Genomic DNA, 16,872 nt, shown 5'->3' on the forward strand with positions numbered 1-16,872 from the left:
GGCAAGGCGCCCACAAAAAAGGGGCGATCAGATCGCCCCTTTCCGTGTCGCCGCCAAGCGGTCAGCCGCGACGACGCAGTGCGTCAATCCGCTCTTCCAGCGGCGGGTGGCTCATGAACATGCGCGCCAGGCCCTGCTTGATGCCGCCGTTGATGCCAAACGCGGTCAGGCTGTCCGGCATATGCACCGGCAGGCCCTGTTCGGAGCGCAGGTGCTGCAAGGCTGCAATCATCGCCCCGGTGCCGGCCAGGCGGGCACCGGCTTCGTCCGCGCGAAATTCCCGTTTGCGCGAGAACCACATCACGATCGCGCTGGCCAGGAAGCCCAGCACCAGTTCAGCGAAGATGGTTGCCACGTAGTAGGCAATGCCGCGGCCTTCTTCGTTCTTGAAGATCACCTTGTCGACGAAGTTGCCGATGATCCGCGCGAAGAACATCACGAAGGTGTTCACCACGCCCTGGACCAGCGCCAGGGTGACCATGTCACCGTTCGCCACGTGGCCGATCTCGTGGGCCAGCACCGCCTTGACTTCATCGTAGGAGAAGCGCTCCAGCATGCCCTGGCTCACCGCAACGAGCGCGTCGTTCTTGTTCCAGCCGGTGGCAAAGGCGTTGGCTTCATAGGCCGGGAAGATCCCGACCTCCGGCATCTTGATACCGGCCTCGCGGGACAACTGTTCGACGGTCTGCAGCAACCATTGCTCATGCCGGGTGCGTGGCTGAGTGATGACCTGGGTGCTGGTGCTCATCTTCGCCATCCACTTGGAGATGAACAGCGAGAACAGCGAGCCGGCAAAACCAAAGACCGCACAGAAGATCAGCAGCTGATTGAGGTTCAGATCAACCCCGTTGGCCGCCATGAACCCGTTGAAGCCGAAAAGGCTCAGGGTGATGCTGGCAATCAGCACGACCGCCAGGTTGGTGGCCAAGAACAGCAGGATGCGCATCATGGTTGTAGAGTTCTCCTCATGCTAAATATGTCGCGTACTGCGGGGTATATAAGGTGCGACATGGGGTGATTCAACCGAGCGACTATTTCAAACTGTGTCCTACAGCCTGAATGTAGAGTCTTGAAGGGAATTTCCCACCTGTATTGCCCCGCTTGATCAGCCTCCTGTTGCCTCGCGGCCCTTTGATTATAAGGGGCACGCGCTGGGAGAGGGGCAAACGCAGTGCGGAGCGGGGCAATGGGCAGAGAAGTGTTGCCAGATACTCGCTGTACGACCAGATCCCGGTCGTACAGCGTCATAGTCGTTACTGGCGATAGGACTTGAGGAAGTTGCCGATGCGACCGATGGCCATGTCCAGGTCATCCACACGCGGCAAGGTCACCACGCGGAAGTGATCCGGCCACGGCCAGTTGAACGCGGTGCCTTGCACCACCAGGAGCTTTTCCGACAGCAGCAGGTCGAGCACGAACTTCTCGTCGTTGAGGATCGGGCAGACTTTCGGGTCGATGCGTGGGAAGGCGTACAGCGCGCCCATCGGCTTCACGCAACTGACGCCGGGAATGTCGTTGAGCAATTCCCAGGTGCGGTTGCGTTGTTCCAACAGGCGGCCCTGAGGCAGCAGCAGATCGTTGATGCTCTGGTAACCGCCCAGCGCAGTCTGGATCGCGTGCTGGCTCGGTACGTTGGCACACAGGCGCATATTGGCCAGCATGTCGATGCCTTCAATGTAGCTCTGGGCGTTGTGCTTGGGCCCGGAGATGGCGACCCAGCCGGAGCGGAAACCCGCCACGCGGTAGGACTTGGACAAGCCGTTGAAGGTCAGGCAGAGCAGGTCTGGCGCGAGGGAGGCGGTGCAGATGTGGACGGCATCGTCGTAGAGGATCTTGTCGTAGATCTCGTCGGAGAACACCACCAGGTTGTGCTGGCGCGCCAGCTCGAGCATGCCCAGCAGCACTTCCCGCGAGTACACGGCGCCGGTCGGGTTGTTCGGGTTGATGATGACCAGCGCCTTGGTGTTCGGGGTGATCTTGGCCTTGATGTCGGCCAGGTCCGGGAACCAGTCGGCGCCTTCGTCGCACAGGTAGTGTACCGGGCGGCCACCGGCCAGGGTCACCGCGGCGGTCCACAGCGGGTAGTCCGGCGCCGGCACCAGCACTTCGTCGCTATTGTTGAGCAAGGCCTGCATCGACATCACGATCAGTTCGGACACGCCGTTGCCCAGGTAGATGTCCTCGATGCCGACACCTTCGACCTGCTTCTGCTGGTAATACTGCATCACCGCCTTGCGCGCACTGAACAGGCCTTTGGAATCGCTGTAGCCCTGGGCGGTGGGCAGGTTGCGGATCACGTCCTGGAGGATTTCGTCCGGCGCTTCGAAACCAAACGGCGCCGGGTTGCCAATGTTCAGCTTGAGGATGCGATGGCCTTCCTCTTCCAGGCGCTTGGCGTGCTTGAGCACCGGGCCGCGAATGTCGTAGCAGACGTTGGCGAGCTTGTTCGATTTGCTGACCTGCATGGCGATGTGATCCTGAAAATGAACGATCCAGACGGTACGGAGCCTACCGTGCTGAGAATCCTGCGTTGGTCGCACCCATAAATACGTTTGAATGCCGCTAACGCGGGTGCCAGACTGCCGGGTTGAAGAGGCGCAATCATACGTGCCGCCTGATCCCTGGAAAAGACACAGATCAGGGTTTTTCAGTTGCCGAGGTGTACTGATGGAAAAGCTGCAGAAAACCATTGAAGAATGGAAAGCGATGCTCGATCCGGAGCAATACAACGTGTGCCGCCTGAAGGGCACCGAACGGCCGTTTTCCGGCAAGTACAATGCCACCAAGACCGACGGCGTGTATCACTGCATCTGCTGCAATGAGCCACTGTTCGACTCTTCCACCAAGTTCGATTCCGGCTGCGGCTGGCCCAGCTTCTACGCACCGATCGCCGACAGCGCGATGATCGAGATCCGCGATGTCAGCCACGGCATGATCCGCACCGAAGTCACCTGCGCCAAGTGCGACGCGCACCTGGGGCATGTGTTCCCGGATGGCCCGCCGCCGACCGGCTTGCGCTATTGCATCAACTCGGTGTGCCTGGACCTCGTGCCGCGCTGAGCCTGAGTCGCCCCTGCGTCTTGCGCGGGGGCGATGTATACCGGGCTATCAGTTTGATCAATTCAATTGCACACAATTGAATTGCTCGCTATGTTTTGCCTTCTTTCTCCTGATCCGAGGCATTGCCATGAGCGACAACCTGCTGAGCATCCCTTGCACCACCATCAAGGGTGAGCAAAAGACCTTGGCCGATTTCGCCGGCAAGGCCATTCTCGTGGTCAACACTGCCAGCAAATGCGGCTTCACCCCGCAGTACAAGGGCCTGGAGCAACTCTGGCAGCAGTACAAGGACCAGGGCCTGGTGGTGCTGGGGTTTCCGTGCAACCAGTTCGGCAAGCAGGAACCGGGCAACGAAGGCGCGATTGCCGAGTTCTGCGAGCTGAATTTCGGCGTCAGCTTCCCGTTGTTCAAGAAGATCGACGTCAATGGCGGCGCTGCCCACCCGCTGTTCGTGCAGTTGAAAAAACGCGCGCCGGGCCTGCTGGGTTCCAAGGGCATCAAGTGGAATTTCACCAAGTTCCTCATCGGTCGCGACGGCCAGGTGGTCAAGCGCTTTGCGCCAACCACCAAGCCCCAGGAGTTGACCCAAGAGATCGAAGCCCTGCTCAAATGACCGACCTGCCCACCGTGTCCCTGGCGTTGGACAACCAGCTGTGTTTCAAGCTCTACGCCGCATCGCGCGCGGTGACCCGCGCCTATAAACCGATGCTTGACCAGTTGGGCCTGACCTACCCGCAATACGTGGTGATGCTGGTGTTGTGGGAATGGCACCACGCGACGCCGCCCCAGCCCACGGTCAAGGCCTTGGGCGAGCGCTTGATGCTCGATTCGGGCACGCTGACGCCGCTGCTCAAGCGCCTGGAGCAGCTTGGGTTGGTGAGACGCCAGCGCAGCGCGCAGGATGAACGCGAAGTGCATTTGAGCCTGAGCCACGCCGGGGTGCAGTTGCGCGGCCAGGCCCATCAGTTGAAAACCCGCTTGCTGTGCGACAGCGGTGTCGACCTCAACCAGGCCGATGCCTTGCGCGAGGGGTTGGACCAATTGCTCGCGCAGATCAGAGACTTGTCGTCTTAGGCACCCACAGGTCCAGCAGCGCATTGAGTTCTTCGCGGCGAAACGGCTTGGCCAGGTAGTCATTCATCCCCGCCGCCCGGCAACGCTCGCGTTCTTCCGACAGCGCGTTGGCGGTCAGGGCGACAATGGGCAGGTCCGGCCAGCGCCCGCTGCGACGAATCTGCCGACTGGCCTCGTAGCCATCCATCACCGGCATGTTGCAGTCCATCAGCACCATGTCGAAGTGCTGTTCTTCGAGGAACCTGAGCGCTTCGCCACCATGGGCGGCGACGATCACTTCGCAGCCCAACTTGCTGAGCATGCCCTTGGCCACCAGCTGATTGACCGGGTTGTCCTCCACCAGCAGGATGCGTGCCCGGTGGACCAGGGGCGTGGCATCGAGTGCGATCGGGTCGAGGATCAAGTGCGCGTCGCTGCGCAGATTACGTTGCAGGATCTGGTACAGCGCGTTGCGGCTCAAAGGGCGCGCCTGTTGCTGCAACGGCGCCAGGGCCGCGACTTCCTCACTGGGCATGAAATTGCCATAGGCGGTCACCAGCAGGATCGGCGCCGTGATGGCCGGGCGCAGGCGAAACAGGCACTCCGGGCAGTCCGTGATCAGCAAGTCGGGGTTTTTCCCGCTCAAGTCCTCATCGATAGAATAGCAATGCACTGTCAGCCCCCAGTGAGGTAGCAGGGTGCTGAGCAGCTCCGCCAGGCCGCTGTCGGCACTGGTGATTGCAATGACTTCGCCCGTCAGCGGCGCGAGCCGGGGCGCAGGTAAATGGGCGGGCAGCGGCAGGTCGGCGCAGAACTGGCTGCCGAAGCCGACTTCCGAACTGATGCTCAGCCGACCGTGCATCGCCTCGCACAGGTTATGGGTCAGCGCCAGGCCCAGGCCGGTGCCGCCAAACTGGCGGGTGATGCCCGCGCCAGCCTGGGTGAACGGCTGGAAGATCTTCACCTGCGCGTCCTGGGCAATGCCGATCCCGGTGTCGCACACTTCGATTTTTACTCGGCCATCCTGGGCGCTGAGGCGCACATCCACGCGGCCGAAGCGCGTGAACTTCAAGGCGTTGGACAGCAGGTTACTGACGATCTGCCGCACACGTGTCGGGTCGCCGAGCACCTGCGCCGGGAACTGCGGGTCGATCAGGCACGTCAGTTCGACACTCGGCGCGGCGTTCTGCGATAACAGGTTGGCGGTGTCTTCCACCAGCGCGCCGAGGTCGAACGGGATGCGCTCCAGCTCCAACTGGCCCGCGTCGAACTTGGACAGATCGAGGATATCGTTGAGCAGTTCCACCAGCACCTTGCCGGAGTCATGGGCGATCGACAGTTGCTGGCGCTGCTCGGCGTTGAGCGGGCTGTCCAGCGACAGCGCGATCATGCCCAGCAACCCATTGAGCGGCGTGCGGATTTCGTGACTCATATTGGCCAGGAACGCCGCCCGCGCCTGAGCCATGCCCAGCGCGTTCATTTTTGCTGCTTCCAACTCATCGTTGGACTGGCTCAAGCGCTGGTTGCTGGCCTTGAGCTCCAGCGTGCGCGCCGAGACGATGTTTTCCAGTTGCCCCAGGTACTCGGTGAGGCGGTCCTCGGCGTGACGGCGTTGCTGGATCTCGGTTTCCAGGGTGTCGAATTGCTGGTTGGCCATGTTGACCAGCACGCCGATTTCATCGTGCTCGTGCCCCGGCGGGCAATCCAGGCGTGTCTGCCTGCGCGTGCTCAGCTCGCGAATGATGCGTACCAGCGGTTGGGTCAGCATCACATAGAACAGGCCCAGCAGGATCCCGGTCAGCAGCAGGCTGCGTACAAACCCGTTGATCAGGGTGACCTCGGCACGGTGCAGGAAGCGGCTACCAAAGGCGTAGGTGTCTACGTCGAGGCGCAGCACGCCAAGGGATTCGTTGGGCATATGGCTGAGGAACAACCGGTCTTCAAACTGGCGGTTGGCGCCGAACAGGAAATCGCTGACGGGCCGGTAGGGGCTTTCCTTGCGCGGCCGTCCGACGTCGGCCAGTACCACGCCGTTGTTGTCGGTCAACCGCGCCTGAATGATGGCGGGGGAGTGCAACAGGCCGAGGGTCAGCTCCTGGGCCAGCTCGGCGTCGATGTTGTAGGCGATGCGCGACGCCGGGTTATGGCTGATTTCAATCAGCGAACGAATTTCACGGTTGATGGATGCGTCTTCGCTGGCATAATCAATGCCGATCTGGATCAGGCTGAGCAAGGTTCCCAAGACGAAACCGACCAGCACAGTCAATCTGGCTTGTTTATAAGACAAGCGGTGGGCGAACTTGATATCCATCGAGTGTTGAACCACTTCACGTTTCCCTTCGCCCGGCAAGCATAGCTGAACATCCACAGGTTCAGGCTTGCCCGGCACGAATCGTCAGTTTTAGAGGTGCAGCCCGGAGCGCTCGGCCGCAGGGTTGCCAATACGCCATCTTTTACAAGAACTTGCCAGAGGAATAGTCGTGGATTCTCGATTGAATGCCTTTCTTGAGCGCGCCGATGCCGTACTCGCGCGCCTGGAACCCCTGTTGCCAGCCCCGCGCCAAACCATCGACTGGCACCAATGCCTTGCGGCCCGTTGGCAGCGTGAGGGTCGCAGCGGCTTCCTGCTGCCGCTGGAGGTCAGCCTGGACATGCGCCTGTCCGACCTGATCGGTGTGGACAAGCAGCGTGAAACATTGGCGCGCAACACCCAACAGTTCCTCGACGGCCTGCCCGCCAACCATGCGTTGCTGTGGGGCTCGCGCGGCACGGGGAAATCGTCGATGGTGCGCGCCTTGCTCGCCCAGCACGCCAGCGCCGGTTTGCGCTTGATCGAAATCGAGCGCGATCACCTCGCCGACCTGCCGCGTGTGGTCGAACAACTGCTCAAGCTGCCGCAGCGTTTCATTCTGTTCTGCGATGACCTGTCGTTCGAGGCCGGAGAAGGCGATTACCGCGTGCTCAAGAGTGTGCTGGACGGTTCCCTGGAACAGGCGCCGGAAAACGTGCTGCTGTATGCCACGTCCAACCGTCGTCACCTGGTGCCGGAAAACCAGAGCGACAACGATAACTGGAAACGCGTGGATGGCGAGCTGCACCCGAGTGAGGCGGTGGAAGACAAGATCGCCTTGTCCGATCGTTTTGGCCTGTGGCTGTCGTTCTACCCATTCACTCAGGAACATTTCCTGAACGTGGTGGAACACTGGATCGGCGAGCTGGCGCGCAAGGCCGGCCTGCAGTGGCAGCGTGATGAAGACCTCGATATCCTCGCCGTGCGCTGGGCCACCGGGCGTGGCAACCGCAACGGCCGTTGCGCGTATCAATTCGCCCGTTACTGGGTGGGCCTCAAATTGCTGGAGCGTCAACCATGATCGATTTGCAGCAGGCCGGCAGCGGTCTGGATGGCTATGCCATGTTGTGTGCGCAGTTGGAGTCGCTGCTGGCCGATGAGCGCGATTTCATCGCCAACAGCGCGCAGTTCTCTGCGTTCCTGTTCAATCAGTTGGATGACTTGAACTGGGCCGGTTTCTACCTCAACCGTCACGACGAGTTGGTATTGGGGCCGTTCCAGGGGCAGATCGCGTGTGTACGCATTCCGTTCGGGCGTGGCGTGTGCGGTGCGGCGGCCGCGTCGCGCCAGACCCAGCGGGTGGAAGATGTGCATGCGTTCCCGGGGCATATCGCCTGTGACAGCGCATCGAACAGTGAACTGGTGGTGCCGCTGGTCAAGGATGGCCGACTGATTGGCGTCCTCGACCTCGACAGCCCGTCGCTGGCCCGGTTTACCGCGCAAGACCAGGTTGGTATCGAGCAGTTGGCGGCGATTTTCCTGCGCCTGACCGACTGCTGACCGACCGTTGCGGGGGCGGGCCGTGCGGCGCGCTCCTGCCTATCCTGGAGAGCCCAGGCCGTTGAGTTGCATGTGCAGCAGGCGCTCCAGTTCCAGCATGCACTTTTCCAGGGTCTTGATACCGGTTTCGATCACCGCCCGATCATCGCCGCGGGCGCAGGCCTGCTCCAGCGCTTCGCATTGCGCCGCCAGTACACTGGCCTGGACGATACGCGCAGCGCCCTTGATCTTGTGGGCCTGCTCGATGATGTCCTGCAGTGAAGCCTGCTGGGCCCACAACGTGACCAATATCTGGCGATCGTGACAGCTGCTGCTCAGCAGTTCCTCAAGCAGCCGCCGAGTCAGTTGCGGATCGCCGCCCGTCAGCGCATCCAGGTGGCTGAGGTCGAGTCGCGGGCCGGACGGCTGCGGCGCGATCTGCGCCAGTTGCCGTTCCAGCGCCGTGAGGCTGATCGGTTTGAACAGGCAGTCGTTCATCCCGGCTTCGGCGCAGCGCAGCTTCTCTTCGGGCTGGGCGTTGGCGGTAAACCCCAGGACCACGCAGGGTGTCAGTTGCTCCCGCTGCTCATACTCACGGATCGAGCGGCTTAACTCATAGCCATTCATGATGGGCATGTTGCAGTCGGCGATCACCAGGTCGAAGTGCGCCTGGCGCCAGGCCTGGAACCCGGCGGCGCCATGTTGGGCTGCGGTGAACTGGTGGCCCAGGTAACCCAGTTGCTGGCACATCAGCAGGCGATTCGCCGGATGATCATCCACCACCAGCACGTTGAGCACCGGCGCCGGTGCGGGCGCGGCCGGCAGGGGTTCATCCGCGGCCTGGATGGGCTGCAGGCAGTTCATCTTCAGGCTGACATGCACCTGGGTGCCGACCATGGGCACGCTGCTCAGGCTCAGTTGCCCGCCCATCATCGCGCACAGGCTGCGGCAGATCACCAGCCCCAGGCCCGCGCCGCTGCGGGCCAATTGCCCGGAATTGTCGGCCTGGGCAAAGGGTTCGAACAGGCGCAACTGGTCGTCGCGGCTGATGCCGATCCCCGTGTCTTCGACCACCAGCTTCATTTCGACCTGCTGTGCCAATTCGGTGGCTTGCACCTGCACCTTGATCTTTACCTGCCCGCGCTCGGTGAACTTGATCGCATTGCTCACCAGGTTGGACAGCACCTGCTTGAAGCGCAGCGGGTCGATCAGCACGTCGGTGTCATCGAGTTCGGGCTTGAACTCCAGCAGCAAACTCAGGGTTTTCTGGCGTGCCAGGCCGTCGAACACCCGCACCACCGACTCGATCACTTCCCGCAGGTTCACACGCTCCGGCGCCAGGCTCAGGCGGCCGGATTCGATCCGCGCGATGTCCAGAATATCGCCGATCAGCTCCAGCAGGTCCTTGGCCGAGTGGTAGGCCACTTCGATCGCCGGGCGGTCGAGATGCCCCTGGTCGGCGCGCTTGAGGGTCAGTTCGAGCATGCCGATCACCGCGTTCATCGGGGTGCGGATTTCGTGGCTCATGGTTGCCAGAAAGGTGCTCTTGGCACGGTTGGCTTCGTCGGCACGTTCCTTGGCGGCGCGCAGCTCATCGAACAGCTGGCGTCGTTCGCTGATGTCGATCCAGCCGCCGATGATGCCCTGGACTTCGCCGGTGGAGTCGCGGTAGGGCAGTATCCAGTGGTAGATCGTCAGCTTTTTGCCATTGATGAGCAGGGTGCGATCAAGGATCAGCGGGTTGCCCTCGGCGACCACGCGCAGATAGTCGGCGTGATACTGAGCCGCTTCGGTTGCCTGGGCCGTGCTCATCTGCATCACACTTTTGCCGATGACCTCTTCGCGCTTGACGTCGAACACCTGCAGGTAGCTGTCGTTGCAGGTCTGCAACAGGCCGTTGCGGTCGCGGACATAGATCGGGTGTGGCGTTTCGTTGACCAGTGCGCGCATGAATTCGAACTGGTCGTTGAGGGCGCGTTCGGCCATCTTGCGGTGCTTGATCTCCCGGCGCATGTAGGCGTTCCAGGTCAGGGAAATCAGCAGCAGCAGGCCGGTGACGAGGATGATCTGGGCAATCAGGTGGTGGTAGTTGCGCCAGTAGCTGTCGGAGGCGGCGGCGTAGCCTCGCCAACGGCTGTTGATCACCCCGAGCTCATCGGGGGCGATGCTCAGCAGCGCCTTGTCGAGGATCGCGCTCAACTCGGTGGCACCCCGTGACGTGGCCAGCGCAAAGACTGCGGGGAGGGTGCCGATGCTGCCGCTGATCTGCAGTTTGTCCTGAAACACTTGGGAGGACAGGAAATAGTTGGCGACCACCAACGAGTTCACCGCGCCTTCCACATGCCCCTGGGCCAGGAGTTCCGAGGCCTTGAAGGTATCACTGGTTTCCACCAGGCGAATGTGCGGGAAATCCTTGCGCAGAAGGCTTTCCAGAGGGTTGCCTTGGGTGATCGCCAGGCGCTTGCCTGCCATCTGTTCAAGATTCGATGGGGCGTTGGGTTCCTTGCGCGTGAGCAATACGTAGGAGTTTTCCAGATAGGGACGACTGAAGTTCAGTTGAGCTTCGCGTTCCGTGCTGGGAATGATGGCGCCGATGAGGTCGGCTTTGCCGGTATCGATTTGCTCGATCATCGCGTTGACATCGCGTGCGCGCAGGATCTCGAAGCGCAACCCGGTGCGCAGGCGGATCAGCTCCAGGAGGTCGGCGGTGATGCCGCGGAAGTTGCCGTCGGCATCGAAGAAGGTCAATGGCGCGAAGGTTTCGTTGGCGATTACCCGGACCACCGGGTGCGCCTTCAGCCAGCGTTCTTCGCGTTGCGTCAGTTGCAGTTTTTGCGCGGTGAGCAGGATGTCGCTGCCCGCACTCCAGCGTTTGGCAATGCTCTCCTGCTCATTGGTCGGCACCGCCGCCAGCACCGCGTTGAGGATGCTCAAGAGGGTGTGCTGGTCCTGGCGCACGGCAAAGCTGAAACCATAGGCTTCGTGCTTGCCGAAGTTGGCCATGCGGATATTTTTCAGGTAGCCCTTGTTGATCATGTAATGGGTGGAAATGGTGTCGCCGAGAAACACATCCGCCTGGTCGAATGCCACCGCATTCAGGGCGTTCTGATAAGAAGGGTAGGTGTGGATGATCGCCTCGGGATACAGCTTCTCGACTTCGCCCAGCGGCAGGTAGTGATAGACCAGGCTCAGGCGCAGCCCGGCCAGGCCCTCACTGAGGCTGCGGGTTTCGCCCTCGCGTGTCACCAGCACTGGCTGGTCCACGGCATACGGTGCTGAAAGGGTGAGCAGCGGGTTGGTGGCCTCAAAGCCATTGGACGAGCCCAGCAGGTCGATTTCACCGGCTTCAAGCGCCTGAATGGAGGCTTCCCGGTTGGGGTAGCGCAGCACTCTGACGGGGAGCGCCAGCGCCTTGGCCAACAGCCCGGCGTAATCGGCCGTGAGCCCCTCATAGTCGCGTCCGCTGGCCGTGAGGTCGAAGGGCGGGTAGTCGGGAGCTGCCGCGCCGAGCACCAGTTCGCGTTTGTTCTGCAGCCACTGGCGTTGCGTCTTGTCCAGTTGAGTGTCCAGTTGAACGGCGCCTGCGCGGCTCAGTAAGGTGAAGTGTTCCGGTTCCGTTTGAGCAGCGAGCACAGAGGTGCTCAAGCACACGCCTGCGCTCAATATGATCAGATAGTCCTTTATACGCCTGGGCATCCGCTTTCTCACACTAGCGCGTTTCGTTTTGCCAACTCGATAAGTTCTACCAAGGACTTGGCTTTGAGTTTTTGCATAAGCCTCTTTTTGTAGGTGCTGACGGTTTTGTTACTGAGAAACATACCTTTGGCAATTTCCTTGTTGGTGCGACCTTGTGCAAAAAGTTGCAAGACCATTAATTCGCGATCATTCACTGCCTTGAACAGTTCCAGTTCCTGGGAATTACTGTCCGGGCCGCAGGCGTTCAATGCCTGGCTGGGGAAGTAGTTGTAGCCGGATAATACAGCGCGGATGGCACTCAGCAGTTCACTCAGGTCGCCCTCTTTGCACACATAGCCATCGGCGCCCGAGCGCATGCAGCGGGTGGCGAACAGGGTTGGGCATTGGGCCGTCAGAATCAGGGTTTTCATCGAAGTATTCATTGCGTTAAATCGGCACAGCACTTCGAGGCCATCAAGTTTTGGAATACTGATATCCAGAATGATCAGGTCTGGAAGGCATTCGCGAACCATTTGTATTGCATCACAACCGTTATCCGTTTCGCCGACGACTTTATAGCCTTCGTGTTCCAACAACATACGAATCGCCAGCCTGATAACAGGATGGTCATCAATGATGAAAACTGTGTTCATAATCACATTCCATGCAAGTGCAAATAAAGCGGGCACATTAGCTCAGAAGGCGAGGCGGGAGCATGGAGGTGAGGGGGCGTAGATACAGAACAGGAATATTCCTACATTAAAAAAGGTATTTCCTTACGATCTATCAAGGCTTTGTGGACGTCTGTTTCAGAATTTGGTCGGCGATGCGGGTTCGGGCCTTGGCCCACCGGTTAAGCGGTTGTTGTGGTAAGTTTTTCCTATGTGGAGATGTTTAAATTCCTACATTTACAGCGGGCTTATCAGCGTCATTAGTTCGTCCCGGTTTAACGGTTTTGATAAATAACCAAGTAACGGCAAGTTACGTTGTAAGGCTTGAGTCTTCAGATTCGCCAGTTCGGGCAGGGGCAGGCCGCTCAGCAGGATCGCCCCTGCGATAAACCCCCGCCGACCGGCGATTTCGACTAACTCAAGCCCGGGCAGATCTGGCAGGCATTGGTCGCACAGCATGAGGTCGAAGGGCCGTTCGGACTGGGTCATCAAGCGGATCGCCTGTTCGGCGTTTTCCGCCAGGGTCAGGTGCTCGAAGCCGAAGCTGTTGAGCAGGCACTGGGTTGCCAGGAGCTGAAAGGGGTGATCCTCCACCAACAGGATGCGAAGGCAATTCTTGAACATAGGAAGGGCACACGGTGAGTCAAGCGGCGATTGGGCGGGGCGTAGGAAGGCGCCCTATGCCCTTTAAGAGCGTGCGTGATTATTCATCGGGTGTTTGTACTGATTCGATCAGGCCGCTCTGTTCCCTTCGTAGGTAGATTCTGTTCAGGCAACAGGCAGCTGGATCAGTCATCTATTGGGGGCTGGAACGCCCGGTCATTTCCCGCGCCATCTCGGTGGCGTAGCTGTCGGTCATGCCGGCGATGAAATCGATCATCCGCAGGAACGAGGCGTGCAGCGACCAGGCCGGGTCGGGGGCACTGTTGCCCAGCAAGTCGAGGATGCGCCGGTTCTTGAACGACGGCGTGCGCCCGCCGTGCTGTTCAAGCGCCGCCCCGCAGAAGGCGTTGAGGAGGATTTCCAGGGTGGTGTAGGCGCCGATTTCATGCAGGGTCTTGCGCTTGTCCTGGAAGATTTTCTTGCGCGCCATGTCCTTGGCATCCAGCACGCAGCGCTTGGCGGGGCCGTGCATATGCTCGACCAGATCACCGTGCAAGGTGCCGGCGAGCAAGGCGTCCTGTTGTTCGACGAAAGCGCGTGCGGCGGCGTTGGTCAGGTGTTCGATGGCTTTGCCACGCAGGATCGCCAGTTTGCGCCGCCGTGAATCCTGGGCGCCCAGTTGCCGGTAGGTTTGCGGCAGGTCGTCGCCGACCAGGTCGAGCAGCAGCGACTCGACTTCGGCATATTGCAGCAAGTCCATTTCCAAGCCGTCTTCCAGGTCGATCAGCGCGTAGCAGATGTCGTCCGCGGCCTCCATCAAGTACACCAGCGGATGGCGCGCCCAGCGTTGTTCTTCCAGCTGCGGCAGGCCGAGCTTGTGGGCGATCTGCTCAAGGATCGGCAATTCGCTCTGGTAGCAGCCGAACTTGTGTTTCTTGTAGCCCAGGGAGTCGGCATGGCGGGCGGTCCACGGGTATTTCAGGTAGGTGCCCAAGGTCGCGTAGGTCAGCCGCGTGCCGCCGTCGAACTGGTGGTATTCCAGCTGGGTCAGCACTCTGAAACCCTGGGCGTTGCCTTCGAAATTGAGGAAGTCATTGCGCTCGGCCACGCTCATGTCGTCCAGCCAGCCGCGCCCGGCGGCCTGCTGGAACCAATGGCGGATGGCGTCTTCGCCGGAGTGTCCGAAGGGCGGGTTGCCGATGTCGTGGGCCAGGCAGGCCGATTGCACCACCATGCCCAGGTCGCTCGGGTCGCACCACTCGGGCAGGGCGCTGCGCAGGGTTTCGCCCACGCGCATGCCGAGGGAGCGGCCGACGCAGCTGACTTCCAGGGAGTGGGTCAGACGGGTGTGGATATGGTCGTTGCTCGACACCGGGTGGACTTGAGTCTTGCGCCCCAGGCGGCGGAACGCGCCGGAGAAAATGATGCGGTCATGGTCTTTGTGAAACGGGCTACGGCCCAATTCTTCCGGGCTGTGCAGGGGCTTTCCAAGACGTTCGCGAGTCAGCAGGGTGGGCCAATCCAAGGCGGGTACTCTCCGTGCGGTGAATGACTCGCCCAGCTTCCCGGTTCCGGGTGGGCGGAGCAAGCGAAAATCTACAGGCCGACCGCGTCGATATCGATTAACAGCAAGCGCTGACCGTTATCGAAGAATTGTCCGGCGGTCAGGCAATACTGGTTGGTGGTGGCGTCGCGGTAGGTCGAAGACAGCGTCAAGCGGCGCTCGTCCCAGCCTTCGGCCAGCAGATGATAGAAATACGGGCGCCACGACCAATTGTGGCCGAGGTAGCGGCTGTCGGCTTGCCAGGCGTCCTGGCGCCATTCGAAATTGGGGGTCAGTTGGGTGCCATGCCGGTCGCACTGGTAGAACCGCAGCAGCCAGGGATAATCCGGCAATTGCGGCAAATGGCTCAGCGGCGCCTGGCCCTGGGCCCAGGTCTGGAGGATTTTCATCAGTTCGGCCAGTTGTTGGCGCAATTGCATGATGCGTCCGCGTTCGGCGAGTTTTTTCTGCACGTAGGCGCCACGCAGTTGGGCGAAGCGCGGCACGAAAGCATCGGCGGCGAACCAGTCCAGTTGCGCCTGGGCAAACAGATAACCCTGCACATACCGCGAGCCGCATTCCAGCGCAAAACTCAACTGCGCCTCGGTCTCCACCCCTTCGGCAATGATCCAGCAGCCGGTTTTTTCCGCCATTTGCGCCAGTGCCCGCACCACTTCACTGCTGGGGCCCCCTTTGGCGGCCTCCTGAAACAGGCGCATGTCCAGCTTGAGAATGTCCGGCTGCAACGCCAGCACGCGGTCGAGCTGCGAATAGCCGGCGCCGAAGTCATCGATGGCGATGCGCGCGCCGGCCTCGCGATAGCGCGCCACCACGTCGGCCAGGCGCTGAATATCGCCGCCCAGTTCAGTGATCTCGAACACGATGCGCTGTGGATCGACGCCGTGGGCCTGCACCTGTTGCAAGCTGGGCAGGGCCTGGCCGGCGCGCAGGCGATTGATCCAGCGCGGTGAGATATTCAGGCTCAGAAACCAGTCCTGCGGTGCCTCGTGCAGACGGCTCAAGGCGTTGTCGCGGATCTGCCGGTCCAGGCGCCGCAAGGCCACGCCTGAGGTGCGCGGGTCGGCGAACAACGGGCCGACCGACAGCAGGCGACCGTCAGCCTGGCGCAGGCGGCCGAGAGCCTCGACGCCGGCGATGCGCCCGGTGGCGGTGTCGATGAAGGGTTGGAAGCAGGCGAGCGGTTGCCCGTCGATCACGGGGCCTCCTTAAAAACGTTGGCAACAAAGTGCCCGGCCCTCGTTGACGAGGGCCGGGCCGATTCTGTTTGCAAGAATGCAGCCAGCAGGCCTCAACCTTTGCGTGAGGCGCCCTGCATGGCTAATTTGATCAGTGGGATCAAACCGGCGCCCAGCCGCACCAGGCGGGTCAGGCTGCTGAGACTGCCGCCCTTGGCGCCCTTGCCGGTAAAGAAGCCGATCAGCGTCACTGCGGCCACGCCCCACAGCGGCGCATGCTTGATGCCCAGGCTGTCCTGCCAGTGTTGGCCCATGTTGCGCACCTTATTCAGGGGCGCCATCAGTTGCTGGGACTCGTGGCGGATTTCCTGGCGGTGCATTTCCATGCGCAGGCGGATCAATGCCTTGCGCATTTCCCGGCGCGAGTTGGTGGGTGGGATTTCAGTCAGGCTCATGGCAGCAGGCGCTCCCGGTCATTGGCCAGCTCTTCGAGGGTGGCGTGGAACGGCGTGGACTCATCGAACACCGCCGCCTTCAAGCGCACACCGCAGAATGCAGCGGCCAGGGTATAGAACACGCAGAGGCAGATGATTCCGGTCAGGCGGTAGCCGGTGTCCCACACCAGAATCATCACCAATGTCGACAACCCCACCAGCAACAGCAGGGCAAACACCAGGGCCAGCCCGGCAAACAGCAGCAGGCTGACGGTGCGCGCTTTCTGCTCCTGCAGCTCGATGCCGAACAGTTCGACATGGCTGTGCAGCAAGCCCAGTACGGCTGCGCCCAGGCGTCGGGACGTTGAACTTGGGCCCGTGGACGAGCCGGATTCGCCGATAGACATAGGATTAGCGCCTTGTAGCCAACAGACCGATCAAGAAGCCCACGCCAGCGGCAATGCCCACTGATTGCCAAGGGTTGGCCTGCACATAATCTTCGGTCGCGGTGACGGCGGCCTTGCTGCGGTCGCGCAGGGAGTCTTCGGTCAGTTGCAGGGTTTCACGGGCCTTGAGCAGGCTGTCGTGGATCTTGGCGCGCAGCTCGTCGGCCTGGTCACCGGCCAGGATGGCGGTGTCGTCCAGCAACTTTTCAGTATCACTGACCAGCGTTTGAAAATCCGCCATCAGTATTTCTTGAGCCGTCTGTGCTGTTTTGCTGGCCATGGTTATCTCCGTGAGTGGCTGATCGGTACGTGTGGTTTCGAGTCACCGGTATCGGTGAAGGTTCATTGCAAATGACTGGTAC

The 16,872-nt window shown here is 61.1% G+C and carries 16 protein-coding genes; 5 read left to right on the forward strand and 11 right to left on the reverse strand.

The genetic code is table 11. The features are described from left to right. Positions 1 to 61: 61 nt before the first annotated feature. Both htpX and NR164_RS06110 read right to left on the reverse strand, forming a co-directional pair. On the reverse strand, positions 62 to 949 hold the full coding sequence (gene htpX / locus NR164_RS06105; RefSeq protein ID WP_017849408.1) for a protease HtpX: 888 nt from the start codon (positions 947 to 949) through the stop codon (positions 62 to 64). Positions 950 to 1,253: 304 nt separating this feature from the next. Next, on the reverse strand, positions 1,254 to 2,465 hold the full coding sequence (locus NR164_RS06110; RefSeq protein ID WP_017849409.1) for a pyridoxal phosphate-dependent aminotransferase: 1,212 nt from the start codon (positions 2,463 to 2,465) through the stop codon (positions 1,254 to 1,256). A 202-nt stretch (positions 2,466 to 2,667) separates the two neighbouring features. On the opposite strand from NR164_RS06110, the gene msrB reads away from it, so the two are divergent. The 3 genes from msrB (at position 2,668) to NR164_RS06125 (ending at position 4,134) form a co-directional block, all read left to right on the forward strand. Further along, the gene (msrB, locus tag NR164_RS06115) at positions 2,668 to 3,060 is read left to right on the forward strand and encodes a peptide-methionine (R)-S-oxide reductase MsrB (RefSeq protein ID WP_108524403.1); all 393 of its coding nucleotides are present in this window, start codon (positions 2,668 to 2,670) and stop codon (positions 3,058 to 3,060) included. 127 nt (positions 3,061 to 3,187) lie between these two features. After that, on the forward strand, positions 3,188 to 3,673 hold the full coding sequence (locus tag NR164_RS06120) for a glutathione peroxidase (protein ID WP_017849411.1): 486 nt from the start codon (positions 3,188 to 3,190) through the stop codon (positions 3,671 to 3,673). Then, positions 3,670 to 4,134: a MarR family winged helix-turn-helix transcriptional regulator gene (locus NR164_RS06125; protein WP_046384229.1), complete on the forward strand. Its 465-nt coding sequence runs from the start codon at positions 3,670 to 3,672 to the stop codon at positions 4,132 to 4,134. The genes NR164_RS06120 and NR164_RS06125 overlap by 4 nt, the downstream gene beginning before the upstream one ends. Here the strand turns inward: NR164_RS06125 and NR164_RS06130 are convergent. Continuing rightward, positions 4,115 to 6,424: a response regulator gene (locus NR164_RS06130; RefSeq protein ID WP_079443158.1), complete on the reverse strand. Its 2,310-nt coding sequence runs from the start codon at positions 6,422 to 6,424 to the stop codon at positions 4,115 to 4,117. The two genes, NR164_RS06125 and NR164_RS06130, sit on opposite strands and share 20 nt — an antisense overlap. A 169-nt stretch (positions 6,425 to 6,593) precedes the next feature. Between NR164_RS06130 and NR164_RS06135 the strand changes: the two genes are divergently transcribed. Then, the gene (locus tag NR164_RS06135; RefSeq protein WP_128192179.1) at positions 6,594 to 7,484 is read left to right on the forward strand and encodes an ATP-binding protein; all 891 of its coding nucleotides are present in this window, start codon (positions 6,594 to 6,596) and stop codon (positions 7,482 to 7,484) included. After that, the gene (locus tag NR164_RS06140) at positions 7,481 to 7,963 is read left to right on the forward strand and encodes a GAF domain-containing protein (protein ID WP_046486427.1); all 483 of its coding nucleotides are present in this window, start codon (positions 7,481 to 7,483) and stop codon (positions 7,961 to 7,963) included. Before NR164_RS06135 ends, NR164_RS06140 begins: the two co-directional genes overlap by 4 nt. Before the next feature lie 39 nt (positions 7,964 to 8,002). Here NR164_RS06140 and NR164_RS06145 read toward each other — a convergent pair whose 3' ends face one another. From NR164_RS06145 to NR164_RS06180, 8 genes are all read right to left on the reverse strand, one after another. Further along, positions 8,003 to 11,638, reverse strand: coding sequence for a transporter substrate-binding domain-containing protein (locus NR164_RS06145; protein ID WP_079443161.1), 3,636 nt, complete (start codon positions 11,636 to 11,638; stop codon positions 8,003 to 8,005). An 8-nt stretch (positions 11,639 to 11,646) separates the two neighbouring features. Beyond that, positions 11,647 to 12,270: a response regulator transcription factor gene (locus NR164_RS06150; RefSeq protein WP_017849417.1), complete on the reverse strand. Its 624-nt coding sequence runs from the start codon at positions 12,268 to 12,270 to the stop codon at positions 11,647 to 11,649. Between the two features lie 255 nt (positions 12,271 to 12,525). After that, entirely contained in the window at positions 12,526 to 12,912 is a 387-nt protein-coding gene (locus NR164_RS06155; RefSeq protein WP_017849418.1) for a response regulator, read from the reverse strand. A 172-nt stretch (positions 12,913 to 13,084) separates the two neighbouring features. Further along, entirely contained in the window at positions 13,085 to 14,416 is a 1,332-nt protein-coding gene (locus NR164_RS06160; RefSeq protein WP_017849419.1) for a deoxyguanosinetriphosphate triphosphohydrolase, read from the reverse strand. A 71-nt stretch (positions 14,417 to 14,487) separates the two neighbouring features. Beyond that, positions 14,488 to 15,651: an EAL domain-containing protein gene (locus NR164_RS06165; protein ID WP_017849420.1), complete on the reverse strand. Its 1,164-nt coding sequence runs from the start codon at positions 15,649 to 15,651 to the stop codon at positions 14,488 to 14,490. Between the two features lie 92 nt (positions 15,652 to 15,743). Continuing rightward, the gene (locus tag NR164_RS06170; protein WP_017849421.1) at positions 15,744 to 16,085 is read right to left on the reverse strand and encodes a hypothetical protein; all 342 of its coding nucleotides are present in this window, start codon (positions 16,083 to 16,085) and stop codon (positions 15,744 to 15,746) included. After that, a complete protein-coding gene (locus NR164_RS06175) occupies positions 16,082 to 16,471 on the reverse strand; it encodes a phage holin family protein (RefSeq protein WP_017849422.1) in 390 nt (129 codons plus the stop codon). Before NR164_RS06175 ends, NR164_RS06170 begins: the two co-directional genes overlap by 4 nt. 4 nt (positions 16,472 to 16,475) lie before the next feature. Continuing rightward, positions 16,476 to 16,790 carry a YqjD family protein gene (locus NR164_RS06180; protein WP_017849423.1) on the reverse strand — a complete coding sequence of 105 codons (315 nt, stop codon included), beginning with the start codon at positions 16,788 to 16,790 and terminating at the stop codon, positions 16,476 to 16,478. Positions 16,791 to 16,872 lie beyond the last annotated feature (82 nt).

The sequence above is a fragment of the Pseudomonas sp. Pse79 genome, assembly GCF_024519615.1.
GTDB classification, from domain to species: Bacteria; Pseudomonadota; Gammaproteobacteria; order Pseudomonadales; family Pseudomonadaceae; genus Aquipseudomonas; species Aquipseudomonas veronii.

Excerpts from the sequence above, each read along its gene's own strand:
- htpX (WP_017849408.1), bottom strand. The coding sequence starts at position 949 with ATGATGCGCATCCTGCTGTTCTTGGCCACCAACCTGGCGGTCGTGCTG.
- NR164_RS06110 (WP_017849409.1), bottom strand. The coding sequence starts at position 2,465 with ATGCAGGTCAGCAAATCGAACAAGCTCGCCAACGTCTGCTACGACATT.
- msrB (WP_108524403.1), top strand. The coding sequence starts at position 2,668 with ATGGAAAAGCTGCAGAAAACCATTGAAGAATGGAAAGCGATGCTCGAT.
- NR164_RS06120 (WP_017849411.1), top strand. The coding sequence starts at position 3,188 with ATGAGCGACAACCTGCTGAGCATCCCTTGCACCACCATCAAGGGTGAG.
- NR164_RS06125 (WP_046384229.1), top strand. The coding sequence starts at position 3,670 with ATGACCGACCTGCCCACCGTGTCCCTGGCGTTGGACAACCAGCTGTGT.
- NR164_RS06130 (WP_079443158.1), bottom strand. The coding sequence starts at position 6,424 with ATGGATATCAAGTTCGCCCACCGCTTGTCTTATAAACAAGCCAGATTG.
- NR164_RS06140 (WP_046486427.1), top strand. The coding sequence starts at position 7,481 with ATGATCGATTTGCAGCAGGCCGGCAGCGGTCTGGATGGCTATGCCATG.
- NR164_RS06145 (WP_079443161.1), bottom strand. The coding sequence starts at position 11,638 with ATGCCCAGGCGTATAAAGGACTATCTGATCATATTGAGCGCAGGCGTG.
- NR164_RS06150 (WP_017849417.1), bottom strand. The coding sequence starts at position 12,270 with ATGAACACAGTTTTCATCATTGATGACCATCCTGTTATCAGGCTGGCG.
- NR164_RS06155 (WP_017849418.1), bottom strand. The coding sequence starts at position 12,912 with ATGTTCAAGAATTGCCTTCGCATCCTGTTGGTGGAGGATCACCCCTTT.
- NR164_RS06170 (WP_017849421.1), bottom strand. The coding sequence starts at position 16,085 with ATGAGCCTGACTGAAATCCCACCCACCAACTCGCGCCGGGAAATGCGC.
- NR164_RS06175 (WP_017849422.1), bottom strand. The coding sequence starts at position 16,471 with ATGTCTATCGGCGAATCCGGCTCGTCCACGGGCCCAAGTTCAACGTCC.
- NR164_RS06180 (WP_017849423.1), bottom strand. The coding sequence starts at position 16,790 with ATGGCCAGCAAAACAGCACAGACGGCTCAAGAAATACTGATGGCGGAT.